The 23,586-nt window shown below is 70.4% G+C and carries 21 protein-coding genes and 1 riboswitch; of the genes, 11 read left to right on the forward strand and 10 right to left on the reverse strand.

Annotation, left to right across the window (positions count from 1 at the left end; all coding sequences use genetic code 11):
- Positions 1–92 precede the first annotated feature (92 nt).
- Positions 93–380 carry an Lrp/AsnC ligand binding domain-containing protein gene (locus tag AB0B91_RS12505; RefSeq protein WP_214637825.1) on the reverse strand — a complete coding sequence of 96 codons (288 nt, stop codon included), beginning with the start codon at positions 378–380 and terminating at the stop codon, positions 93–95.
- 10 nt (positions 381–390) lie between these two features.
- Entirely contained in the window at positions 391–2,091 is a 1,701-nt protein-coding gene (locus tag AB0B91_RS12510; protein ID WP_358318396.1) for a DEDD exonuclease domain-containing protein, read from the reverse strand.
- 86 nt (positions 2,092–2,177) lie between these two features.
- On the opposite strand from AB0B91_RS12510, the gene AB0B91_RS12515 reads away from it, so the two are divergent.
- The 3 genes from AB0B91_RS12515 to AB0B91_RS12525 all read left to right on the forward strand — a co-directional run bounded on the left by AB0B91_RS12515 (position 2,178) and on the right by AB0B91_RS12525 (position 6,686).
- Positions 2,178–3,686 carry a serine/threonine-protein kinase gene (locus AB0B91_RS12515; RefSeq protein WP_358318397.1) on the forward strand — a complete coding sequence of 503 codons (1,509 nt, stop codon included), beginning with the start codon at positions 2,178–2,180 and terminating at the stop codon, positions 3,684–3,686.
- Positions 3,676–5,100, forward strand: coding sequence for a serine/threonine-protein kinase (locus tag AB0B91_RS12520; protein WP_358318398.1), 1,425 nt, complete (start codon positions 3,676–3,678; stop codon positions 5,098–5,100). Before AB0B91_RS12515 ends, AB0B91_RS12520 begins: the two co-directional genes overlap by 11 nt.
- Before the next feature lie 74 nt (positions 5,101–5,174).
- Positions 5,175–6,686 (forward strand): hypothetical protein, encoded by a 1,512-nt coding sequence (locus AB0B91_RS12525; RefSeq protein ID WP_358318399.1) that lies wholly within the window; start codon positions 5,175–5,177, stop codon positions 6,684–6,686.
- A gap of 271 nt (positions 6,687–6,957) precedes the next feature.
- Here the strand turns inward: AB0B91_RS12525 and AB0B91_RS12530 are convergent, their stop codons facing one another.
- From AB0B91_RS12530 to AB0B91_RS12540, 3 genes are read right to left on the reverse strand one after another with little or no spacing between them, the layout of a single operon-like run.
- A complete protein-coding gene (locus AB0B91_RS12530) occupies positions 6,958–8,499 on the reverse strand; it encodes a PH domain-containing protein (protein ID WP_358318400.1) in 1,542 nt (513 codons plus the stop codon).
- A complete protein-coding gene (locus tag AB0B91_RS12535; protein WP_358318401.1) occupies positions 8,496–8,984 on the reverse strand; it encodes a PH domain-containing protein in 489 nt (162 codons plus the stop codon). The genes AB0B91_RS12530 and AB0B91_RS12535 overlap by 4 nt, the downstream gene beginning before the upstream one ends.
- On the reverse strand, positions 8,981–9,208 hold the full coding sequence (locus AB0B91_RS12540; RefSeq protein ID WP_358318402.1) for a hypothetical protein: 228 nt from the start codon (positions 9,206–9,208) through the stop codon (positions 8,981–8,983). The genes AB0B91_RS12535 and AB0B91_RS12540 overlap by 4 nt, the downstream gene beginning before the upstream one ends.
- 111 nt (positions 9,209–9,319) lie before the next feature.
- Between AB0B91_RS12540 and AB0B91_RS12545 the strand changes: the two genes are divergently transcribed.
- Both AB0B91_RS12545 and AB0B91_RS12550 read left to right on the forward strand, forming a co-directional pair.
- The gene (locus AB0B91_RS12545) at positions 9,320–10,516 is read left to right on the forward strand and encodes a histidine kinase (RefSeq protein ID WP_358318403.1); all 1,197 of its coding nucleotides are present in this window, start codon (positions 9,320–9,322) and stop codon (positions 10,514–10,516) included.
- The gene (locus AB0B91_RS12550; RefSeq protein WP_219532781.1) at positions 10,513–11,169 is read left to right on the forward strand and encodes a response regulator transcription factor; all 657 of its coding nucleotides are present in this window, start codon (positions 10,513–10,515) and stop codon (positions 11,167–11,169) included. The genes AB0B91_RS12545 and AB0B91_RS12550 overlap by 4 nt, the downstream gene beginning before the upstream one ends.
- On the opposite strand, the gene AB0B91_RS12555 is transcribed toward AB0B91_RS12550, so the two are convergent.
- A complete protein-coding gene (locus AB0B91_RS12555; RefSeq protein WP_358318404.1) occupies positions 11,144–12,220 on the reverse strand; it encodes a phosphotransferase family protein in 1,077 nt (358 codons plus the stop codon). The two genes, AB0B91_RS12550 and AB0B91_RS12555, sit on opposite strands and share 26 nt — an antisense overlap.
- A gap of 198 nt (positions 12,221–12,418) precedes the next feature.
- Between AB0B91_RS12555 and AB0B91_RS12560 the strand changes: the two genes are divergently transcribed.
- The 3 genes from AB0B91_RS12560 (at position 12,419) to AB0B91_RS12570 (ending at position 16,334) form a co-directional block, all read left to right on the forward strand.
- Positions 12,419–13,696 (forward strand): NYN domain-containing protein, encoded by a 1,278-nt coding sequence (locus AB0B91_RS12560; protein ID WP_358318405.1) that lies wholly within the window; start codon positions 12,419–12,421, stop codon positions 13,694–13,696.
- Between the two features lie 99 nt (positions 13,697–13,795).
- Entirely contained in the window at positions 13,796–14,755 is a 960-nt protein-coding gene (locus AB0B91_RS12565) for an NlpC/P60 family protein (protein WP_358318406.1), read from the forward strand.
- An 828-nt stretch (positions 14,756–15,583) separates the two neighbouring features.
- Positions 15,584–15,742: riboswitch (cyclic di-AMP (ydaO/yuaA leader) on the forward strand.
- A 190-nt stretch (positions 15,743–15,932) separates the two neighbouring features.
- Positions 15,933–16,334, forward strand: a complete 402-nt coding sequence (locus AB0B91_RS12570) for a C40 family peptidase (RefSeq protein WP_358318407.1) — start codon at positions 15,933–15,935, stop codon at positions 16,332–16,334.
- 282 nt (positions 16,335–16,616) lie between these two features.
- On the opposite strand, the gene AB0B91_RS12575 is transcribed toward AB0B91_RS12570, so the two are convergent.
- On the reverse strand, positions 16,617–16,820 hold the full coding sequence (locus AB0B91_RS12575) for a hypothetical protein (RefSeq protein WP_358318408.1): 204 nt from the start codon (positions 16,818–16,820) through the stop codon (positions 16,617–16,619).
- An 87-nt stretch (positions 16,821–16,907) separates the two neighbouring features.
- On the opposite strand from AB0B91_RS12575, the gene AB0B91_RS12580 reads away from it, so the two are divergent.
- The 3 genes from AB0B91_RS12580 (at position 16,908) to AB0B91_RS12590 (ending at position 20,451) form a co-directional block, all read left to right on the forward strand.
- The gene (locus tag AB0B91_RS12580) at positions 16,908–17,699 is read left to right on the forward strand and encodes a hypothetical protein (protein ID WP_358318409.1); all 792 of its coding nucleotides are present in this window, start codon (positions 16,908–16,910) and stop codon (positions 17,697–17,699) included.
- Between the two features lie 422 nt (positions 17,700–18,121).
- A complete protein-coding gene (locus AB0B91_RS12585; protein WP_358318410.1) occupies positions 18,122–19,369 on the forward strand; it encodes a M48 family metallopeptidase in 1,248 nt (415 codons plus the stop codon).
- Positions 19,366–20,451, forward strand: coding sequence for a glycosyltransferase family 4 protein (locus AB0B91_RS12590; RefSeq protein ID WP_358318411.1), 1,086 nt, complete (start codon positions 19,366–19,368; stop codon positions 20,449–20,451). Before AB0B91_RS12585 ends, AB0B91_RS12590 begins: the two co-directional genes overlap by 4 nt.
- On the opposite strand, the gene AB0B91_RS12595 is transcribed toward AB0B91_RS12590, so the two are convergent.
- From AB0B91_RS12595 to AB0B91_RS12605, 3 genes are read right to left on the reverse strand one after another with little or no spacing between them, the layout of a single operon-like run.
- A complete protein-coding gene (locus AB0B91_RS12595; RefSeq protein WP_358318412.1) occupies positions 20,448–21,365 on the reverse strand; it encodes a carbohydrate ABC transporter permease in 918 nt (305 codons plus the stop codon). The genes AB0B91_RS12590 and AB0B91_RS12595 overlap by 4 nt on opposite strands.
- Positions 21,362–22,234: a sugar ABC transporter permease gene (locus AB0B91_RS12600; RefSeq protein WP_358318413.1), complete on the reverse strand. Its 873-nt coding sequence runs from the start codon at positions 22,232–22,234 to the stop codon at positions 21,362–21,364. The genes AB0B91_RS12595 and AB0B91_RS12600 overlap by 4 nt, the downstream gene beginning before the upstream one ends.
- Complete coding sequence (locus AB0B91_RS12605) at positions 22,234–23,526, reverse strand: ABC transporter substrate-binding protein (RefSeq protein WP_358318414.1); 1,293 nt, start codon at positions 23,524–23,526, stop codon at positions 22,234–22,236. The genes AB0B91_RS12600 and AB0B91_RS12605 overlap by 1 nt, the downstream gene beginning before the upstream one ends.
- Positions 23,527–23,586: the final 60 nt, after the last annotated feature.

The following is a 23,586-nucleotide window of genomic DNA, read 5'->3' on the forward strand; positions in this document are numbered from 1 at the left end:
GTATCCCTGGACAGAGCCCAGCCCTGCCCCCGCATTGGGGCCCACCGTGCCAGCCGTAAAACAGCAAAAAGGGGTTTTTGGGTGGGGCGGGTTTAGTCGCTTTCTCCGAAACCGATGGAGAACGCCGCATCAAGGTCATGCTTGGAATAGGTGCGGAAGGCGATGTGGGTTTCGGTGTGGAGCACGCCGGCCACCTTGTTGAGGCGCCCCGGGATCACCTCGGCGATCTGCTCGTAGGCGGCCACCCGCACCATCGCCAGCAGGTCGTATTCGCCGGTGATGGAGTAGACCTCGCTGACCCCGTCGATCTCGGCGATCGTCTGGGCGACCTCCGGGATGCGGTCTACCTCGGCATTGATGTGGACGATAGCCGTGACCATGGGCCCAACTCTAGCGGCCCTGATCGAGGCCGCGGTAGGCGAGGTCGATGCGGGCTTTGTGGCGGGCGGCGCCGTGGGCGGGCAGGCTCCACTCGCCCTCGACCTCCACCAGGCGGACGCCCGGCGACTCCAGCCAGCGCAGGATGCACTCGGTCTCCTCGGCGCTGGCCGCGTGGACGGGCCCGGGGCCGGGGATGACGCTCTCGGCCGTGGCCACGAGGGACTCCACGTAGGGGACGGGGTGGGCGCCGCGCGGCATGACGCCGGCCGCGCTGAGCCGGCCGTAGCGGACGACGTGGATGTCCCAGCCGCCGTCGAAGGCCGGGCTCGCGGCCACCAATTGCGGGATGCGGGTGATGGCCGTCAAGCGCTGCATGCGGGCCGCGGCGCGGACGAAGGCCGCGAGACGGTCGCGGTCGATGGACGCCTCCTCATAGCGCTGCTCGACCGAGAGGCGTTCCATGCGGGCCGAGACCGCGGAGAAGACGGTCGAGGCGTCGAGGGTCATGGCCCGGCGGGCGGCCTGGGCGTGGAGCGCGTAGTCGGTCTGGCTCTCCCTGCCCTCGCACGGCGCCCCGCAGCGGCCCATCTCATACAGGACGCAGGCCGCGCGGTGGGTGCGCAGGCTGATCGGCTGGGTGCACTGGCGCAGCGGCACCGCCTCGTGCAGGGCGATGCGGGCGTCGTCGGCCGAGCGGCTGCTGGAGAACGGGCCGAGGTAGGCGGCGCCGTCGTCCTTGAGCTCGCGGACGATCGACAGGCGGGGGAACGGCTCGTCGGTCAGCTTGAGCCAGACGACCTTCTCCGGGAAGCGGGACCGGCGGTTGTAGCGGGGCTTGGCGCCGCCGATCAGGCGTAGCTCGCGTACCTCGGCTTCGAGGGCGGTGGTGCAGACGATGTGGCGGACGCGTTCGGCGATGCCGATCATCTCGCGGATGCGCGGGCGGGTCTCGCTGGCGGTGAAGTAGGAACGGACGCGGTTGCGCAGATTGGTGCTCTTGCCGATGTAGAGGACCTCGCCGCGTTCGTCCTCGAAGAGGTAGACGCCGGGGGAGTGCGGCACCGACTCGGCCAGGTGGCGCTTGGCCTGCTGCTCGGGGGTGGGGGCGCGGACGAAGGACTTGAGCTCTTCGAGCGTGTGGACCTGGAAGGAGCCGGCCCGCTCGATCAGGCCGTGGAGCACGTGGACGGTGGCCCGGGCGTCCTGCAGGGCGCGGTGGCAGGGATCGGTCGGGCTGCGGAAGAACCTGGCCAGCGTGGCGAGCTTGGCGTTGGGCGTCTCGTCACGGGTCAGCACGCGGCGGGCCAGGTCGACGGTGTCGACGACCGGGTTGGCCGGCGGGGGATAGCCGTGGGCGGCGCAGGCCGCCTTGACGAAGCGGGTGTCGAAGCTCGCGTTGTGGGCGACCAGGGTCGTGCCGCGGATGAACTCGAGGAAGGCCGGCAGCACCGACTCGATGCGCGGCGCGGCCACCACCATGGCGTCGGTGATGCCGGTCAGCACGGAGATGAACGGCGGGATCGGCCCACCGGGATCGACCAGCGTGGAGAACTCGCCGAGGACCTCGCCTGCCCGCACCTTGACCGCGCCGATCTCGGTGATCATGTGATCGGCCGGGGAGCCCCCGGTCGTCTCGAGGTCGAACACGACGAACGTGACGTCGCTCAGCGGCGTGCCGAGCTCGTCGAGAGTGCCTTGAACCGGATCCACGAACCAAGACCATAGAGAGGAAGACCGACAGTTAGCTGTTGCGGACGAATAACTGTTCGGCTTGATCCTTAGTTACCCTTCCGTTTATGTCCGGGGGAAGACTCGCCAGCCGCTATTCACTGCTGCGGCCGCTCGGCAGCGGCGGCATGGGCAGGGTGTGGCTGGCCAGGGACGAGATGCTTGACCGCGAGGTGGCGGTCAAGGAGCTCACGCTGCCCGACGGACTGCCCGCCAAGGAGCGCGGCGACCTCGTCACCAGGGCCGTCCGTGAGGCCCAGGCCACCGCCCGGCTGCGGCATCCGGGCATCGTCGCGCTGCACGACGTCATCGTCGAGCACGAGCGGCCGTGGCTGGTCATGGAGCTGCTGCGGGGCCGTACGCTCGCCGACGCGGTCCGGGAGCGCGGGGCGATGCCGCAGGAGCAGGCCGCCCGGATCGGCGCGGCGGTCCTGGACGCCCTGGCCACCGCGCACGCGCAGGGGTTGCAGCATCGCGACGTCAAGCCGGGCAACGTGTTCCTCACCGACAGCGGCCGGGTGGTGCTCACCGACTTCGGCATCGCCCGGCAGGAGGGGCAGGCGACGCTGACGGAGCAGGGGCTGATGATCGGCTCGCCGGGGTTCATCGCGCCCGAGCGGCTGGAGGGCGAGCCGGGCGGGCCGGCCAGCGACATCTGGTCGCTGGGGGCCACGCTGTTCGCGGCCGCCGAGGGCAGGCCGGCCTACGACGGCTCGCCGGCCGAGCGGATCAAGGCCACGCTGACGCAGCCGCCCCCGCTCGCGCGCGGCCCGATCGGGCCGCTGCTCGCCGCCATGATGGCGCGCCACCCCGCGGCCCGTCCTGACGCGCGGGCCGCGATCCACGCGCTGGAGGAGGTCGCGGCGGGCCGGACGGCCCGGCTCGCGGCGCAGCACGACATCACCGCGCCCGCCCGGGTGAAGCGCCGCGGCAGGGCGATCGTCTGGATCGCCGCCGCGGCGGCCGCGGTGCTCGTGGTCGGTGCGGGCGGTACGTACGCGGTGCTGAATGTCCTGAAAAATCAGGATGAGGTGCCGGAGGCCTTCACCGTCCCCATGAACGTGTGCTCGCTGATCGCCCAGGCGGAGATCGGCGAGCTGCTGCACACCCAGCAGCCGCCCAAGCCGCAGCCCGGCTCCGACGACATCGGCCCCAAGTGCGGCTGGCCGGTCCAGGGCACCGGCGTCGGACTGCAGCTCCAGAAGGACTCCGACACCGCCGACCCCTGGTCGATGACCCCGGTGACGGCCCACACGCTGCTGGGCAACCAGCAGCGCTACTGGGCCAAGTACAACGAGGTCGACTGGACCTGGCCGGAGATCGGGGTGAAGGGCTCGCTCAAGGCCAAGCGCACTCCGGTCCGCACGCTCACCGGCGTCGGTGAGGAGGCGTTCACCTTCGAGCTGACCGGGCCCTCGGGCCGGGTGCACTCCGCTCACATCTACTATCGCCTGGCGAACCTGGTGGTGAGCGTCGAATACACCACCCTCGCCACCAAGCCCACCGACGAGGACATCAAGCAGTCCGCGCTGAAGGCCGCGCGGGCCAGCGAGCGGGCGTTGCGCAGTGCAGGCTGACTTCTACCTGCTGGCCGGCCGCTACCGCCTGGTGGAGCGGCTCGGCGAAGGCGGCGCGGGCACCGTGTGGCGGGCGCTCGACCAGACGCTCGACCGGCAGGTCGCGGTCAAGCAGATGCGGCTGCCGGCCGAGCTGACGCCGCGCCAGCGGGCCGAGTTCGCCGACCGGGCGATTCACGAGGCCAGGTCCGCGGGACGGCTGCGCGACCCCGCCATCGTGCTCGTCCACGACGTGGTGCTCGACGGCGACCAGCCGTGGATCGTCATGGACCTGGTCGCCGGCCGCTCACTCGACAAGGTCATCAAGGAACGGGGCCCGCTGCCGCCGGAGGCCGTGGCCCGGATCGGGCTCCAGGTGCTGTCGGCGCTGCGGGTGGCGCACGCGCACGGCATGCTGCACCAGGACGTCAAGCCGGCCAACATCATGCTCGACGCCGACGGCTCGGCCATGCTCACCGACTTCGGCATCGCCACTCCGATGGGCGGCCGGGCCGACGGGCAGGGCACCGCGGGCTCACCCGGTTACATGGCGCCCGAACGACTGAACGAGCATGCCGCCGGCCCCGCCTCCGACCTGTGGTCACTCGGCGCGAGCCTCTACACCGCGGTGGAGGGCCGGCCGCCGTTCGAGCGCGCCCTGCCCGCCGCCGTGGCCGCCGCGGTGCTGCTGCACGAGCCGCCGTTCCCGGCCAGGGCGGGGCGTGAGCTCGGCGGGCTGCTGATGGCCATGCTGGCCAAGGACCCCGCGGCCCGGCCGACGGCCGAGCAGGTCGGCGAACGGTTGAGCGGTGCGCCCGCCCGCCGGCGCCGATGGTGGCTCGTGCCCGCGGCGCTGGCCGCCGTCGCCGTGGTGGGCGCGGGCGGCTGGTACGGCCTGACCGTACTGAACGGGCCGAAGGAGACGGGCAGGTTCGCCTCCGCCCCGGACCCGTGCGGGCTGATCGGTGACGCGCGGGCCGGGCAGTTGCTGAAGGGCACGGTGCAGCGACTGCGCACCAGGGCCGGCGAGTGCGTGTGGCAGGTGCGCGACGGCTCCCAGATCACCCGCTCGATCATCGTGCGGACCAGGGCCGAGCAGCCCGACCGTGACTACAGCGGCCCCGCCGTGGCCCGGCTGCGGTTCGACAGCGAGCACGGCAGCCGCGCCGCGGCGAAGGGCACGGTGTTCCGCAAGACCACCGGTCCCCTGGCCGACGTGTCCGGCGTGGGTGAGGCGGCGTTCGTCCAGGACACCTTCGAGTTCTACTTGAGCAGCACCGAATCCGGCCGAACGGACAGCACCCTGCTCTTCCGCACGAGTAATCTCGTGGGCGAGGTCATCCTGCACCGCGAGGACGTTCCGCCGAACACTCCGGCCGACAGGAAGACGGCGATCGAGTCCGCGCGTGTGGTCTCCGCGGCGCTGAACAACTGAGCCCTTGCAAGTGTCTTGCAAGTGGTGTGACTAGCATGTTTCCCCCTAAGTCAGGGCAACCCCAGGAGTCCCTCGTGCAACCCGGTAGCGCGTTCGAGCCGCCGACCAACCCCTATCGGATCCCGGGCAGGCAGTTCGAGCAGCCGACCATGCCACCGGGCCCGTCCGGGCCGCCGCCGCGCCCGCCGCGCAGGTCGTGGATCCTGCCGGTGGTGGCCGTCGCCGTGGTCGTGCTGATCGCGGGCGGCGCGGGTGCCTACCTCGTGTACGGGAAGGTCTCCCGCTCCACGCCCTCGACGGGGACCAAGCCGGTCAAGCCGCCCGCGTCCGCGACGGCCGCGGCGCTCGACGTGTGCTCGATGCTGCCCAAGAGCGAGGCCGAGCGCCTCGTGCCGGAGGCGACGGTGGCCAAGGGCTCCCGGGACTCCGACTACACGCTCAACTTCACCTGCAACTGGGTCAACCGCCGCATCTCGTTCGGCGAATACTGGCGCAGCCGGGAGGTCGACGTACGCGTCGAACAGCACCGCGGCGACGGCGCCAAGACCGGCCGGACCATGGCCCAGAACTCCTACGACATCGACTACGGCAGCGGCAAGTACGCCGAGACGGCCAAGCCCACACCGAAGAAGGGGGAGAAGGAGTACATCTCCCCGATCAAGGACGTGCCAGGCATCGGTGACGCCGCGTACGCCCAGTACACCTGGCGCCGTTCCGGCAAGCTGCTCTGGTACTCCTTCGGCGAGGCCCACGCCCGCGTCGACGACATGACGATCAAGGTCAAGTACCAGGCCGACCAGCAGCGCAAGGACGCGCAGATCCTCAGCAACGCGACCACCCAGTCGGTCACGGAGGACAACGCGATCCGCGAGGCCAGCGGCGTGCTCGGGCACATCGCCAAGGGCATCGCCGCGTGGAAGGCGCAGCACCCGAACGTGCTGGCCCAGCCGGACAAGACCGCGGTCACCACCACGCCCAAGCCCGAGGCGACGCCCTCGCCCACCGTCCTGGCCGTCTTCCCGGCCGCCTGCCAGGGCGTGACCGAACTGGCCACCCGTCTGGTCCCCTCGCCCACGCCACGGGCTCGCGGCACCGAGGCGGGCGGCGACGCGCAGACCGAGTGCCGGTGGCTGAACGTGGACATCCCCGTGGGCGACGACGTCAAGCGGATCCGCAGCGCGCTGATCACCACGCACCGCTTCACCAACCGCGCCGGCGTCGAGGACGCGCCCGCCGCCCGCGCCTTCTACACGGGCCAGCGCGGCAGCCGCGGCACCACCGCGGGCTCTTCCATGGGCGGCATCACGTGGAGCAAGCTGTCCGAGGTCAAGGGCCTGGGTGAGGCCGCCTTCAGCCAGTACGCGCAGCTCATGCACGGCGACACGTACGCCGCCACGGGCACGGTGCTGCTGCGGCAGGGGGCGACGGTGATCGTGGTCGACTACTCGGGCGCCGAACGGCCCAAGGACGAGCCCGCCAACTCGCCCAAGGTCAAGCTGATGGCCGACAAGGAAGCCCGCGACGGCGCGCTCTCCCTGGCCAAGACGTATCTGGCCGAGCTGGCCAGGAAGCCGATCGGCAGCTGACCGCCCGTCCGGGCGTCCAGTGGCCTCTGTGGCGGACGGCGAGGCCGGTCGCGGTCACTGGGATGGACGGCGTCGTGCCGGACGTCTGGGGGCCGCTCAGCTCCCTGTGGCCGGTACGTCGTTCACCAGGCACGATGTTGACGACAACGGTTAACAAGGCTGCAAGTGGCTTGCAAGTGCGGCACATAACGTTGTCCCCGAACAGCAAATGAGCCGCGTGGTCTCGCTTGTCCAAGACAGGGGCATGGGCAAGCCAGGGGAGATCCGCGGCTCACTGTTCTTCCCCGGCGAGGAAGGGCTCCAGCAGACCGGGCACGGCTCGCGCCGCGAGGTCGAGCCCGTCGCCCGTGCCGACGTCGACCACGTCATAGTGCCCGTCTCCCGCCGCGGTCGTCGCCGAGAGCGTGAGCAGACCGGCGCGGCGCTGGAAGAACGACTGCTCGATCGTCCAGCCGACGATGCCGCTCCTGTCGAGCGCGACCGTACGCCGCACGGCCGAGCCCCTCCTGGTCACCAGATGGCGCGGACCGAGCGCGTGGCCGAGTCCCCGGTAGGCGTCGCCGGCCAGCCACAGGCCGGCCGGGAACCCGATCGCGAGCACGGTCGCGGGCCAGATCCAGCCGCCCGGCCACGCCCAGAGGAGCGGTGGCAGCCCGGCCAGAGACGCCAGCGCCGCGACGGTGACGAGCGCGCGCACAACGCGCCGGCGCCCGGCCGCCGCCGGATGCGCCACCAGCCCGGCCCGCCATGGACCAGCCGCTCCGGCCTGCCATGGGTCCGTGGCGGGCGTCGCCGCATCGGACCGGCCCAGGTTCGCGACGCGTTCGGCGATCTGCTCGGCCAGCGCGCGGGGGAGCGGTGGGGTGAGCGCGGCCACGTCCTCCGTCTCGTTCTCCGCGGCCTTGCCCAGCCCGGTGGCGACGGCCTTGACCCGCGCTCCGCCGCCCAGCCGCAACAGCAGCGGCTCGCTGAGCTCCACCCCGCGCAGCCGCCGCTCCTCCAGCGTCAGCGACCGGCTGGTCAGCAGCCCCCTGCGCAGCCGGAGCCGGCCAGGCTCGCGCTCCAGCCGGTAACGCCCCCACGACTCGGCGAACAGCAGCATCGCGCCCGCCACCCCGACCACCACGTTGACCGCCACGAGCAGCGGCACCGCCGACCACGGCCGCTCCATGACCCAGCCCCAGGCGCCCGAGGCCGTCCCCGTGGTGAACAGGTTCACGCCGAACGCGTTGAGCAGCTTGTACAACGCTCCCAGCACCAGCGCGCCGCCCGCGAACGACCACACCGTCAGCGGCGCGTACCTGATCCAGGCCCACCGCAGCTCCGCCACCGCGCCGCCCTCGTCCCCGAGCGGGACCGCGCCGGCTCGCAGCAGGGTACGGCGCAGCGCCTCGGCCTCCTGCCTGGGCAGCGGGTCCAGGGTGAGCTCGGTCCCCTCGCCCGCGTGCTCTCCGGTGCCGACCTTGACGACGGTCAGCCCGAACACCCGTCGTACCGGATCCGCCCTGAGGTCGACGCTGCGCACGCGGTCGCGCGGGATCGAGCGGTGCTGCCGTACGGCGATGCCCGAGCGCAGCTCCAGCCGCTCCGCGGTGAGCCGCCACCGCGTCGAGCGGAGCCGCGCGACGTCGTAGGCCAGCACACCGGCCACGATCAGCGCCGCGGCGCCCGCGCCCGCCGCGACCGTCGCGCCGGCCGGCCAGTCGAGCCCGATCAGCGTACGCGCCAGGACGGTCACCACGGGCGCCACGATCGCCAGGGACAGGACCGACGACGCGCCCAGACTCCGTGAGGAGAGCTTGCGCCAGCTCACGTCGCATCACCCGGCGTCGCCTGAGTGATGGCGGTGAGCCGCCGCGCCAGCTCGGCGGCGAGCTCATGGTCCAGCGCCTCGATCTTGATCGCGCCCGCGGCCGAGGCCGTCGTCACCGTGACGTCGGCCAGCCCGAACAGTCGCTGCACCGGCCCCCGCGCGGTGTCGACCGTCTGGATGCGCGACATCGGCGCGACCCGCCAGGTGTGGGTCAGCCAGCCCTTCCGCGTGTAGACGGCCTCGCCGGTGACCTCCCAGCGCTCCACCCGGTAGTACGCGCGCGGCGCGGCCACCGCCAGCACCAGGCAGCTCGTCGCGAACGCGGCCGTCAGGATCCCCAGCCACACCGACCGGTCGGTGAACAGCCAGTAGGCCGCCATCGCGGCGACGGCTACCGGCACGGCCAGGATCATCGCCTGGGCCGTCCACCAGGAGATCGCCCGCCGGTCCGCCTGGTTGCGCGGCGGACGCAGTGTCGTGCTCACGTCCGGTCCGCCTTCCCGCTCATCGACGCCGAGGCCGACAGCAGCACCAGCCCGAGCACGCCGATGACGATGGCGGCGAAGATCTCGCGGCCTTGGAGGAACGGCAGGCGGTTGACCAGCAGCAGGTCGTGGGCCCAGCGCCACCAGCCCAGCAGGGTGTTGACCACGCCGCCGACGCCTTGCAGCACCAGCAGCCAGCCGAACACGTCGAGTATCGCCTTCATGTCACCCAGGCTTCCGTGCGCGGCAGCTCCGGCGCGTCCGCCGTAGGTCTCGGCGGGTATCGACTTTGGTCGCTGTTCCTCGGCCGGGGGAAGGGCCTAACCTCGGGGAACGTGACGGAATACCGCTGGCTGCTGCCCTCGGTCCTGCTGGGGGACGGCGACGAGCGGCGTCCGGTGCGGCGCTCGACCCGGGACTGGATCGTCGACGTCCTGATGTTCCTGGCCGCCTGCGGGCTGGCCCTGCTGAGCCTGCCGGACCTGGAGGGTCAGCCGACGCCCGTGATGGCGATCGAGCAGGTGGTCGGCGCGCTGGCGTGCGCGGCGGTGTGGCTGCGCCGCAGGTGGCCGGTCGCGCTGGCGCTGGTGACGTCGGTGCTGTCGGTGTACCTGGCGCTGGTGGGCGGGGCCGCGGTCGTCGCCCTGTTCACCGTGGCGGTGCACCGGCCGTTCAAGATCTCCGGCCCGCTCGTGCTGCTCAGCCTCCTGACGCTGATCCCGTTCTCCTTCCTCAGGCCCGACGCGGAGCTGGGCGTGCTGGGGCCGGCCATCATCGGGACGGCCATCGCGCTGACGGTGTTCGCCTGGGGCATCGTGATCCGGGCCAGGCGGCAGCTCGTCTGGTCGCTCAGGCAGCGCGCCGACATCGCGGCGGAGGAGGCCAAGCGGCTCGAACGCGAGCGGATCGCCAGGGAGATGCACGACGTGCTCGCGCACCGCATCTCCATGCTCAGCCTGCACGCGGGCGCGCTGGAGTTCCGGTCCGACGCGCCCGCCGAGGAGATCGCCAGGGCCGCCGGGGCGATCAGGAACAGCGCCCACCACGCGCTGCAGGACCTGCGCGAGGTGATCGGCGTGCTGCGCCACTCGGCGCCCTCGGCCGGCGACCCCGTCCCCGACCGGCCGCAGCCCACGCTGGCCGACCTGCACCCGCTGATCGAGGAGTGCCACGAGGCGGGCATGGAGGTGGACCTCGCCCTGGACGCCGGTGACGCGCCCGAGGGGCTGGGCCGCAACGTCTACCGCATCGTCCAGGAGGCGCTCACGAACGCGCGCAAGCACGCGAGCGGCGCTCCCGTGACGGTCACCGTCGCCGGCGGTCCGGGCACGGGCCTGACGGCTGAGGTGCGCAACCCGCTCCGAGTACGGCAGATCACCCGCATCCCCGGAGCCGGCGCCGGGCTCATCGGCCTGACCGAGCGGGCCCAGCTCGCGGGCGGGCGACTCGAGCACGGCGCGACCCGGGAAGGCGACTTCCTGGTGCGCGCCTGGTTACCGTGGCCGGTGGAGACTTCCCGGGAGGACACATGACCGCGCCGATCCGCGTACTGATCGTCGACGACGACGCCCTGGTGCGGGCCGGGCTGTCGATGATTCTGGGCGGGACCGGCGACATCCGGATCGTGGCCGAGGCGGGTGACGGCTCCGAGGTGCCGCCGCTGGTCGCCGAGCACCGGCCCGACGTGGTGCTGATGGACATCCGGATGCCCGACGTCGACGGGCTCACCGCGACCGAGACCCTGCGTACGGCCAAGTCGCCGCCCGAGGTGGTGGTGCTGACCACCTTCCACGCCGACGCCCAGGTGGTGCGGGCGCTGCGGGCGGGGGCGGCGGGTTTCCTGCTCAAGGACATCCCGCCGCGCGAGCTGGTCGAGGCGATCAGGAAGGTGGCGGCGGGTGAGCCGATCCTGTCGCCCGCCGTGACCCGCCAGCTCATCGCGCACGTCTCCGACGGCGGCGCGGACCGGCGTACGGACCGGGCCCGCGGGCTGCTCGACCGGCTCAGCGAGCGCGAGCGGGAGGTGGCGCTGGCTGTCGGCCAAGGCAAGTCGAACGCCGCCATCGGCGGCGAGCTCTACATGAGCGTGGCCACGGTCAAGGCGCACGTCTCGCGGATCCTCACCAAACTGGACCTCAACAACCGGGTGCAGATCGCGCTCATGGTGTACGACGCCAGCCTTTGAGCATCCGCTCGATCGTGGCCCGGTGCAGCACCAGGTCGTCGGGGTCGTCCGGTCTGGGCTGCTCGCCGAAGTGGATCCGGCGCTGCCACACCCTGGCCATGATGACGCCGTGCCGCAGCGCCGCGTACATCTCGTAGAACTCCATGTCCCGCGCCCGATAACCGGTCAGCTCCCGATATTTCCCGCAAACGTCGGCGCGTCGCATGAAGTCCGGAATCCCGGGCATACCCACGGACTCCGTGAGGTCCTGGAAGAAACGGTGCAGGAAGATCATCCACCCCAGATCGAGCTCGCGCGGCCCCACCGCCGCCATCTCCCAGTCGAACACCGCCACCGGCGTGAAGTCGCGATACATCACGTTCCCGATGCGGGCGTCACCCCAGCAGAGGACGTCGGGCCCCGGGTCGGCCGGCCAGTGCGCCTCCAGCCAGTCGAAGCCCCGCTCCAGCAGCGGGATGCGCGTGGCGCCGTGCGCCCACTCGTAATAGGCGTACTGCTCGTCCACGTGGCGGCGCAGCCCGCCCTCGGGAAGCACAGCCAGGTCATGCGCGGTGAACGGCGCGTCGTGCAGCGCGCCCAGGATCGCCACCGTCGCGTCCTGCAGCCGGCGCCGATCGTGCGGCGCCGCGTCGAGCAGCCAGCCCTCGAAGGTGTACGGCAGGACGTCGGGTGGTACGTCCCCATCCTCCCGTTCCATCACGAAAAACGGGCTGCCCAGTGGGGCGGGGTCGGGCTCGAACCAGAGGGCCCTCGGTGCTGGGATTCCAGCTTTTTCCCTGGCAGAACGCATGATCTCGAACTGTGCCCGCAAATCGTACGAAGGGAAAACCGGCACGGCCTCCTGGGCGGGCGCCATCCTGGCCACGCACCGGGTACGCTCGCCGGACCAGGACGCGGTGAAGAAGAGGGTCTCGCTCGACATGCCGTTTCCCGTAGGCCGCGACAGTTCGGAGACCGTCACCGGCCGGTCGACGCGTCCGCTGAGCCACGTTCCCACTCGATCACGCAGTTCATCCAGGTCACGGGTGGAGGTACGCATCTGGTCCGTCACGGTCGGCCTCCAGGGTGAACACCGGGTGAACGCGGGCCTCGGCACAGTCGTATACCCCTAGCAAGCGCTTGTCCATACGCGACCGGCCGTTACGGTCAGGTACACGGCAGCCGTACCCTTGTCTGAAAGGGCATGTCACGAAGGGACCGTGGGATGAGTTCAGCGGGTGAAGGCCTGTCTCGCCCGCTTCCCGAGCAGGTGAGACTGAATGTCGTCGATCTGGCGGCGACGGTCCTCGGGTCCATGCCCGCTGCCACGATTCCGCCGCCGCTGCGCGGGATCGCCAAATTCGACCCGCGCAAGCGCGCCAAACTCGGCAGCGCGCCCATCGCCGCCCAGTTGGAGAACGACAAGGAGTTCCGCGAGGTGGTCGCCGAGTCGGTGGCCGCCGGATGGCCCGAGCTCGTCGCCTCGCTGGTCGAGGGCAACGTGCCGCCCGCCGCCGACCCCGTGCTGGTGGCCGCCGCGGCCTACCTGACGCGCCCGGTCGGCTGGGCGGAGATGGTCGAGGCCGCCCGGGCCGACCTGGAGCAGTCGGCGGTCGCGGCCGAGGGCTCCGAGCGTGAAGAGGCGGTCAACCGGCTGCGGGAGCAGCTCGCCACCCAGAAGAGCGCCGCCAAGGAGGAGTCCGACCGGCTGCGCGAGCAGCTCAGGCTGGCCCGCGCCGAGAACTCCGACCTGCGTCGCAAGCTCCACGACGCCCGCGAGCGGAGCAAGGCCGCCGTGCGCCGCGCGGAGGAGATGGAGCACGCGGCCGACGACGCCAAGTCCGCCGCCTCGGCGGCGGGCAGCGCGGGCGAGTCGGAGCTGCGCAGGCTCCGCGAGCGGCTGGCCGACGTGGAGAAACAGCTCGAAGCCTCGCGCCGGGCCGCGCGCGAGGGCAGGAGCATCGAGGACGCCCGCGTCAGAGTGCTGCTCGACGCGCTGCAGGACGCCTCCGCCGGGCTGCGCAGGGAGCTGGCCCTGCCCACCATGATCAGCAGGCCCGCCGACTCGGTCGCCGCGCTCACGGGCGAGCGCCCCGGCGTCAGAGGCGTGCCCGCGCGCGCCCTGGCCGACGACGATCCGCAGCTGCTCGACCAACTGCTCGCGCTGCCGCAGGTGCACCTGATCATCGACGGCTACAACGTGACCAAGACCGGCTACGGCACGCTGACCCTGGCCGATCAGCGCACCCGGCTGATGACCGGCCTCGGCGGGCTGGTCGCGCAGACCAGGGTCGAGGTGACCGTGGTCTTCGACGGCGCCGAGCTCAACGCGCCCGTCCAGGTGGTGGCGCCGCGCGGCGTGCGGGTGCTGTTCAGCGCGCCCGGCGAGATCGCCGACGACCTGATCCGCCAGCTCGTACGGGCCGAGCCGCCCGGCCGGGCCATGGCGGTGGTCTCCTCCGATCGCGAGGTGGCCGAGTCCGTCCGCCGCATGGGAGCCAGACCGGTTCCGTCAGGTCTGCTGCTGCGCCGGCTGGGCCGCGCCTAGATTACGAATCTGCCGTTCAGTTCAAAGCGCACCCGCCACTTCTGTACCATTTCGCCCCAGATGTATTCCCTGGGAGGCGACACTGTGAGGTTTGGCCGGGTGCCACTGGCTGCGGGTCTCGCGATCGGGCTGCTGCTGTCCCCAACGAGCGAGGCACTGGCCGCGCCGAAGCCCACGATCAAGCAGGCGAAAGCCAAGCTCAGAAAGCTGAACGACAAGGCCGACAAGGTCGTCGACCGCTACAACACGGCGACCGAGAAGTACAAGGCGGCCCAGGGCGAGTACGGCAAGCTGAACGCGAGCTACAAGCGCAAGCTGGAGACGGTCGCCACGCTGCGCGCCCAGGTGGTCGCGATGGCCGTCGACACCTACAAGCTCGGCCCCGACGCCGGCTCCTGGCCCACGATGGTCGGCCAGCCGGACCCCACGGGCATGCTGGGCGGCCTGGCGCTCGCGGACCAGTTGTCGCAGGAGAAGGTAGCGCGGCTGGCCGCCTTCGACCGGGAGAACCGCGGGCTCAAGGACGAGCGCGACAAGGCCGAGACGGCGCTGCAGGCGGCCGACAAGGAGCGCGACGGGGTCGAGAAGGAGCGCTCGGAGGTCCGCAAGCTCATCGCGCAGCAGAAGAAGCTGCTCGAGAAGCTCGGCGCCTACAAGACCGGCGACCCGAACAGCACCGGCATCAAGTACACGGGCGCGGCCTCCGGTAACGCCGCCGCGGTGCTCAGGTTCGCGTACGCGCAGGTGGGCAAGCCGTACGTGTTCGGCGGTACGGGGCCGCGCGGCTGGGACTGCTCGGGGCTCACACAGGCGTCGTGGCGCGCGGGAGGCGTCTCTCTGCCCCGCACCACCTGGCAGCAGTGGGCCTGGGGGTCCTCTCGCAAGGTGGATCTGAAGGATCTGCAGCCGGGCGATCTCATCTTCAGCTCGGGGCTGGGGCATGTGAGCATTTATGCGGGCAACGGGCAGATCGTCCATGCGCCCCAGACCGGCGACGTGGTCAAAGTCGTCACCCTCTCCTCATATGGCGGCACGCTGGTTGGGGCTATCCGTCCGTAGCTCTCTTTTTATGAGCGTTATTTTTTGTACGGGGCGCGCTTCTCCGGTGGAGGGCTGGGCGTTTCTTTTTTGCTCTTGTACGGCCAGCCCGGTGAGCCCCACCCGCCCTACGTGGCTGGGACCTGTCCAGGGGCACGCTTCTCCGGTGGAGCCGGCTGGGCGCCGTGACGTGCGCATTCTTGGCCCCGGTCCGTGGATTTCGGCGGCCGGTGTCATGCCTAGAAGTGAGAAATGCCACCTCGGTGTCTGTGTTCCCGGTGTGGCTTGCCTGGCCTTTTCGGCGTGCGAGTGACCTCGGCCGACGACAACGCCCGTAGTTGGGTCGGCGTCGCCTGGGCCGTCAGCGCGAGCTCCACGTGCGGGAGGCGGAGTTTCGGCGGGCGGCTCGTATCGACCATACCGGCGGCAGGGCCGTGCTCGGCGTGATTTCCGCATACTTGCTGATCCGCGACGTTCGACGGGAGTCGTACCTGTCCTGGGGTCTCGGCGGCAAGATCCCTCAGGCGCCTGGAGATCGTCGAGGGCCTGTTGCTAACGGGATTAGTGGTGCAGAAGTGACGAATGGGACCTGACAGATCGGAGTTTCGTCAAGTGTGAGAAGGGTCACATTTGCGTAACATAAACCGCTGTTCCATCTGGGATTGCGGTCCTGACTGAGGGTCCTGCCTGATCCTGACAACCCCATGACGCCTTTGCCAGTTCGTTACTGAGGGCGTAGCTTCTGGCCTCGCGGCGAACAAGCCATGGCGTCGCGGCTCTCATCGGGTCTCCGATGTGGACAGATAAAAAAACCGTTTGGTCACCGCCGTTCCCCATGTCATCGATTTGGGCGGTGATCTGCCGAGTCCGTGCAGTCAGGAGGCACGGAGCCGGGGACCCAGCGATCCCGTCCCAGGGATCAGGGGTGAATCGGCGCTTATCGCGCCGTAGGGCGACTTCCAGGCCCGAATCCGTCAGCTAACCCGGTAGGCGTTCGTGGAAGATCCAAGGAGAAATCCTGTCTACCTCCCCGCATAACCCCCGTCTGTCCCGCCTTGCCCTGAGTGGCGCAGCACTCACGATGACCGTGACGGCCGGAGGTGTGGTCCTCCACGCCCCGACGGCGCAGGCGACGACAGCGCGCGAACCGGCCGGTATTTCCCGGACGACCACCACGGCGGGTAAGACCGTCAAGTCCGTGAAGAAGGCCGCGCGCCAGACGGCGGTCGCTCGGCAACAGGCTAGGGCCCGCACGGCCGTATCCGTGGCCAAGGACCAGCTCGGTGACCCGTACCGTTACGGGGCCACAGGACCTGGCTCCTTCGACTGCTCCGGTCTCGTCCAGTACGCCTGGAAGAAGGCCGGCGTCAAGATCCCACGCGTGACGAACAGCCAGTTCGCGCGTATCAAGAAGAAGGTCTCCTGGAAGAATCTGAAGCCAGGCGATCTGCTGTTCTTCCATGGGCTCGGGCACGTTGGCATGTTCGTCGGCAACGGCAAGATGATTCATTCGCCGAGAACGGGTCAGACGGTGCGCATCGAGAAGCTCAGTGGATGGCGCAAGGCGTCGTTCGCGGGTGCGGTGCGTCCCGGCCTGTAAGGCGGTGCGTATCTGCCTGTAAGACCGTCACGAAGGTCCCGTCCCGCTGGGGACGGGACCTTCGCGCGTCTCGGCCCACTTCACCGGATGGACCTGTGGCAAGTGCCGGTCCGTCTTGCCGGGGTCCCCTCAGGCGTGCGGGTCCGTCTTGCCGAGGTGTCCCCTTATGCGTGCGCGTCCTGTTCGCCGGAACGTCCTCTCATGTGTGCGGGTCCGTCTCGCTGGGGTGTCCCTCATGCGTGCCGGGACTGCCCGTGACGGCCGGGCTCCTGTGGTGGGCGACTACGATCGGGGAACGTGTCCGTGCAGGTGAGCCGCCGAGTCGTGGTGGCGGGGGTGCTGCTCCTGGCCCTCGCCTCGGCCAGTGCCGTCCCGCACCAGGCCGCCGGGCCGGCTGACCTCTCGGCGACGGTTCGTGACCTGCCGCTTGGTGGTGGCCATCAACGTGCGACGCTTGGCGGCCCATTGTCCGGTGGTGGCGATCAACGTGCGACCCTTGGCGACCTGTTGTCTGGCAGTCGCGATCAACGTGCGACGGATGGCAACCCTCCGTCCGCTGATCGCGATCAATCTGTGGAGGTTCGTGACCTGCCGTCCGGTAGTCGTGAGCAGCCGGTAGCGACGCCCGGTGATCGCGAGGTTCCGGCGGAGGCGCGGGGCCTCTGGGGTGACGGGGTGGATGTCGTACGGGGTGCGCGGTCGGTCGTGGTCGGGCACCACGCGGACACCGAACTGCTCCGAGACCTGGCGCGCCGGGCCGACGCCGCCGGGACGCGCGTCTCCGCCGTTCTCGGACGGCCGGTGCGGCCCGTGGTGCTCGTGCCTGGTTCGACGGCCGAGGCCGCCCGGGTGGCCGGGGTGGGGAGTGTCGCCGGGCTGGCGGCGGTGGCCGATGGGGGGCGGGTCGTCGTGGTGCCCGAATACTTCGGGCGACTGACCCCGACCGGGCGGGACGTTGTGCTCACCCACGAGCTCACCCATGTCGCCGCCGGGACGGAGCGGCTGCCTGTGTGGCTCTATGAGGGGTTCGCCGACTACGTGGGCTATCGCGACGCGGGGCTGCCGGTTCGGGTCGCCGCCGCCGAACTGGCCGCCGAGGTGCGGGCCGGGCGCTTGCCGAGTGGGTTGCCCGGGCCTGAGGCATTCGCGCCCTCATCTCGGGACCCTGTACGGCTGGCACGGGCGTACCAGGAGGCGTGGTTGGCGTGTCGCTTCATCGCCGAGCGGTTCGGTGAGGGGACTCTGGTGAGGCTCTACCGTGATGCCCAGACGGGTGGCGTCGACCGGGGGCTCGCCAGGCTCGGGCTCTCGGCGGGGACGTTGACGGCACGATGGCGCGACTACGTGCGGGACCAGCTTGCGTAAGGGGAACGCGGATGGACGATCTGCAGAGCACCAACGACATGCCGCCTGACGACGACGCGGACCCCGCTGCCCGACACCCAGGCTCACGGCCCGGTGATGACGCCGCACCGTCTGGACGGCCTGGTGAGGGCGCCGCATCGACTGGGCGGCCCGATGGAGACCCGCCGTTCGGGGTGGATGCCGGGTCGGCGGGGTCAGATACCGCCCCGGGCACTGGGCAGGCCGCACTGGGTGGTTGGGCTGCGCCGGACGGGAACTCCGCACCAAGCGGGCAGGCCGCGTCAGATGAGCGCTCCGCCTCAGTCGGGCAGCCCACATCCGGCGGGAACGCCGCGCCAGGAGGGCAGGCCACACCAGGAGGGCAGGCCACACCAGGAGGGCAGGCAACGCCTGGCGGGAACGTCGGGCCAGGTGGCCCCGATATGTCTGGGCGGGGTGGTGCCGGTTGGGCCTTGGTGCTGCTCGGGGTGGTGATCCTGGTCGTGGTGGGGTTCAGCACGCCGTGGCGGGTGATGCCACCCGGCACTCCCACCGTGCCGCCGGACGCGGCGCGTGACTTCAGCGCCGGTGAGATCGCCAGGGCCGCCGCGTTCGACGCCGCCACCAGCGTCCCCGGGTACCTGTCGCTCGGGCTGACCGTGCTGTTCGCGGGGCTGCTGGTGCTCACGCCGTTCGGGGCCAAGGTGCTGGGCGGGCTGCGCGGGCCGTGGTGGGTGCGGGTGGTGCTCGGAGTCGTGGTGCTGAGCGCGATCGTGGAGGCGGTCAGGTGGCCGCTGGGCGTCTGGTACGAGATGGTGCTGCGTGACTACGGCCTGTCCACGCAGGACTGGGCCGGCTGGACCATGGACCGGCTCAAGGGGCTGGCCGTGGGCGTGGTGCTGCAGTCGATCATGGTGCTGGTCGTGGTGGCGCTGGCCAGGAAGGTGCGGCGCTGGTGGATTCCGGCCGCCGTGGGGGCGTTCGCGCTGACCCTGCTGGGGTCGTTCGTGTATCCGGTCGTGTTCGAGCCGCTGTTCAACGATTTCCGCCCGATGCCGCAGGGCGCGCTCAGGGTGAACCTGATGACGCTGGCCGAGCGCGCCCACGTCCCGGTCGAGGACGTGCTGATCGCCGACGCCTCCCGCCGGACGAACGCGCTCAACGCCTACGTCTCCGGCTTCGGCGCCACGCGCCGGATCGTCGTGTACGACACGCTGCTCCGGGCCCCGCAGTCCGAGGTCGAGCTGGTCGTGGCACACGAGCTGGGCCACGCCAAGTACGGCGACGTGCTCGCCGGCACGCTGGTGGGCGGGCTGGGCGCCGCGTTCGGCGTGATCCTGCTGTACCTGCTCCTGGGAGTGGTACGGCGGCGCACGGGCATCGTCTCGGCGGCCGACCCGCGGGCGGTGGGCGTGATCATGGGCCTGCTGAGCCTGGCCACGGTCATCGCGGGCCCGGCCCAGAACGTGATCAGCCGCCACATCGAGGCCCGCGCCGACCTCCACGCCCTGAACCTCACGAAAGATCCGGGCACGTTCCTCTCGATGCAGAAACGCCTGGCAATCACCAATATTTCCGACTTGTCGCCGGATCCGGTGGAATATGTGCTCTATGTCTCGCACCCCTCCGCTCCCGAGCGCATCGCCATGGCCCGGGAGTGGGCCGCGCTGAACGGTCAGCCGCAGCCGTGACCGGTGTGCTCATCGTCACGAACGACTTTCCGCCCAGGCCCGGTGGCATCCAGTCGTTCGTGCACGGGCTGGCCCTGCGCACCCCCGGCGTGACCGTCTACGCTCCGGCCTGGCCGGGGTGCGCGGAGTTCGACCGCCGCCAGCCGTACCGGATCGTCCGTCATCCCACCTCGCTGATGCTGCCGACCCGGGCGGTCGCCCGCCGGGCGGCCCGGCTGCTGGCCGAGGAGGGGGCGGACACCGTGGTGTTCGGCGCGGCGGCCCCGCTGGGCCTGCTCGCGCCGGGGTTGAGGAAGGCGGGCGCGCGGCGCGTGGTGATGCTCACCCACGGCCATGAGGCGTCGTGGGCGAGCGCGCCGGTGTTCCGGACGGTGCTGCGCAGGATCGGGGCGCACGCCGACGTGGTGACCTACCTCGGCGAGTACACGCGCGCCCGGCTGGCCGCCGCGATCCCGGCGGCCAAGCTGGTACGGCTGGCGCCGGGCGTGGACGCCGGCCAGTTCCATCCGGACGCGGTCAGGGCCGAGCTCGGGCTGGACGGCCGGCCGGTGGTGGTTTGCGTGTCCAGGCTGGTGCCGCGCAAGGGCCAGGACCAGCTCATCAGGGCCTGGCCTCTGGTGCTGCGGGCGGTGCCGGAGGCGGTGCTGCTGCTCGTGGGCGGTGGGCCGTACCGCGAGAGGCTGCAGAAGCTGGCGCGGGGACACGAGTCCGTCCGGTTCACCGGCACGGTCCCGGCGGGGAGCCTGGCCGGTTACTACGCAGCCGCGGACGTGTTCGCGATGCCGTGCCGGACCAGGCTGGGCGGCGTCGACGTCGAGGGGCTGGGCATCGTGTTCCTGGAGGCGTCGGCGAGCGGCCTGCCGGTCGTCGCGGGCGCGTCCGGTGGCGCCCCGGACGCGGTACGAAACGGCGAGACCGGCCTCGTCGTCGACGGCACCGACGTGAACGAGGTGGCCGGAGCCCTCATCGAGCTGCTCGGCGACCCGGAACGGGCCCGCAAGATGGGCGCCCGCGGCCGTGACTGGATCGTCGGCGAGTGGGCCTGGGACCTGGTGGCCGCCCGCTTCAGCGCGCTCCTCTAACCCTTGGTGGCCCCCAGCGTGAGCCCGGCGACGAACTGCTTGTGCAGCATCTGGAAGACGATCAGCGTCGGCAGCGCCACCAGCATCGACCCGGCGGCCAGCAGGTTGTAGTCGGTGAAGAACTGGCCGCGCAGGTTGTTCAGGGCCGAGGTGACGGGCAGTTTGTCGCCCGACGACATCAGCACCAGCGCCCACAGGAAGTCGTTGTACATGAAGGTGAACTCCAGCGTGGCCAGCGCCGCCAGCACCGGGCGGCACAGCGGCAGGGTGAGCTGCCAGTAGCGGCGCCACACACTGGCCCCGTCGACCAGCGCCGCCTCGGTGATCTCCTCCGGGATCGTGCGCATGAAGTTCGACATGACGAACACGCAGAAGCCGAACTGGAACCCCACATGCACCAGGATCAGCCCGAGGTAGGAGTCGTACAGCGACTGGGAGTCCGACAGCCACGACGGCAGCGGCACCAGCGTGTAGAGGGTGTAGAGCGGGGTGATCAGCACCTGCGGCGGCAGCAGGTTGCCCGCCGTGAAGGTGATCAGCAGCACCTTGCGCCCAGGGATGCGCAGCCGCGCGATCGCGAACGCCGTGAACGACGCCATGAACAGCGTGATGAGCACGCCGGGGATCACCACGATGAACGTGTTGAGGTAGTAGCGCGGCAGGTCGGCCTGGCTCCACGCCTCCCCGTAGTAGTCGAGCGTCAGGTGTTCGGGCAGCGAGAAGTAGCCCAGCCGCGACGTCTCGTCGTACGGCCGCAGCGAGGCGTAGACGGCCAGGGCGAGCGGCAGCACCCAGCCCAGCGCCACCAGGCTCAGGAACGCGTACAGCAGGATCCGCAGGGGCCGCACCGGGCGGCGCACCGGAGGGCGCCCGTCCTGGAGCTCGCGCGTCGTGACGGGCGCGGTGAGCGTCATCGGTCCTCCTTGAACAGCTGCGAGAGGTAGACCACGATGAACCCAAGCGTGATCACCAGCAGGATCACCGCGATGGCCGAGCCGAACCCGATCCGGCTCGCCTCGCCCACGATGTTCTCGGTCACCAGCACCGACAGCAGTTCGAGTCCGTTCCTGCCCTTGTTGATGGCATAGACGATGTCGAACGCGCGCAACGCCTCGATCACCGTGATCACCAGCACGATCACGTTGACCGGGCGCAGCGTCGGGAACACCACCCGGAAGAACGCCTGCGCCTCGTTGGCCCCGTCGATCGCGGCCGCCTCCTTCAGCGCGGGATCGACCGCCTTGAGCCCCGCCAGATAGATGATCATGACGTACCCGACGTGCCGCCACGCCGCCGCCACCATGACCACCCAGATGTTGATCGACCGGTCGCCCAGCCAGTCCACCTTCAGCCCGGTCACCGCGTTCAGCACGCCGTAGTCGGAGGAGTACACGAGCTGCGCGATGAACCCCACCACGGCCAGCGACAGCACGACCGGCGTGTACAGGGCGCTCTGGTAGACCCGCGACAGCTTCAGCCGCCGGTCGAGCAGCACCGCGCAGAACAGCCCGAACGGCGTCGCGACCAGGCCGAGGAAGCCGAGCCAGAGCACGTTGTTGCGGATGGCCGACCAGAACGGCGGATAGTCGTTGACCAGGTCGGCGTAGTTGCGGCCGCCCACCCACTCCATCGGCCCGATGCCGTTCCAGCTGGTGCCCGACAGCCCGATGGAGGCCAGCGTGGGCCCCCAGATGAGGCCCACGTTGACGATGATGGCCACCCCCAGCCCGATGACCAGGATGGTCACGTCGCGGGCGGAGTAGCGACGGGTCTTGGCGGCCATCAGCGGAAGATGTTGGCCTTCTGCTTCTCGATGCCGGCCAATAAGGGGTCGATCTCGTTCGGCTTGCCGACGAACGTCTGCAGCGACGGGATCATCACGGTGGAGGCGAAGTCGGGCCGGGTGTCCCGGTCGAGGAACTGGGCGATGTGCGTCGCCTTGGACACCAGCTCGGCGCCACGCTTCTGCAGCGCGCTGTAGCCGCTGGTGTCGGCCTTGGAGCTGGAGGCCAGCGTGCCGGGGTCCAGCTTGGTGGCGATGTTCTGCGACGAGCCCTGGGCGAAGTGCTTCAGCAGCGCCTTGGCGCCGTCGACGTTCTTGGCCTTGGCCGAGATCATGTAGCCGTCGATGGGCGCGTCGATGGAGTCGGTGCCGTAGGTCGGATTGATCTCGGGGAAGGTGAAGAAGTCGATGTCGTCACGTTCGTTCTCCGGGAACTGCTGGGCGACGAACATGCCGAGCAGGTACATGCCGCTCTTCTTCTGCTGCAGTGACTGCCCGGCCTCCTCCCAGGTACGCCCCAGCGCCGCGGGCTGGTGATACTCCATCAGGCCCCGCCAGGTGTCGAAGACCTGCTTGACCTTGGGGTCGGTCCACGACTCCTTGCCGGCCATGAGCGAGATGTGGAAGTCGTAGCCGTTCATCCGCATGTTGAGGATGTCGAACGTGCCCATCGCGGGCCAGCCGTCCTTGTCGGCGAACGCGATCGGGATCAGCCCGTCGGTCTTCATCTTCTTGGCCAGCGCGGTGAACTCGTCCAGCGTCTTGGGCACCTCGTAGCCCTTCTCCTGCCAGACGCTCTTGCGGTAGAAGACGGCCCATGGGTAGTAGGTGAACGGCACGAAGTACTGCTTGCCGTCGGACCCCGTCGAGGCGGCCTTCATGGCGGGCGTGTAGTCGCCTCCGATCTCCCGCCACACGTCCGAGATGTCCGTCGCGAGCCCCTGCTCGGCGAAGAACTGCATGCGATAGCCGGCGAACCAGGTGAACACGTCGTCCGGCGTGCCCTTGAGATAGCGGTTGATGTTCTCCTGGAACGTGTTGTGGTCCACGGTGTTGATCTTCACCTGACCCTGGGTGAAGCCCTTGATCACCGAGGCGAGAGATTTCTTCGGGACCTCGTCGGAGTAGTTGGAGCCGAGCGTGACCGTGCCCAGGTTTCCGGCGGACTTACCACCCGGCGGCGCGACGGTGGGCTCGCTGGAGCCGCAACCCGCCAGCACGGCGGGGACGCCGAAGGTGGCTGCCGCGCCGAGAAGTAGATGGCGACGGGAGATCGGCAGACGTTGGACCATGGTGGTTCCTCCTTGCCCGGACCCTCACATTCCCCCGAATTCGCTCGATTTCCTTCAGAG

The sequence above is a fragment of the Nonomuraea sp. NPDC049141 genome, assembly GCF_040648415.1.
GTDB lineage: Bacteria > Actinomycetota > Actinomycetes > Streptosporangiales > Streptosporangiaceae > Nonomuraea.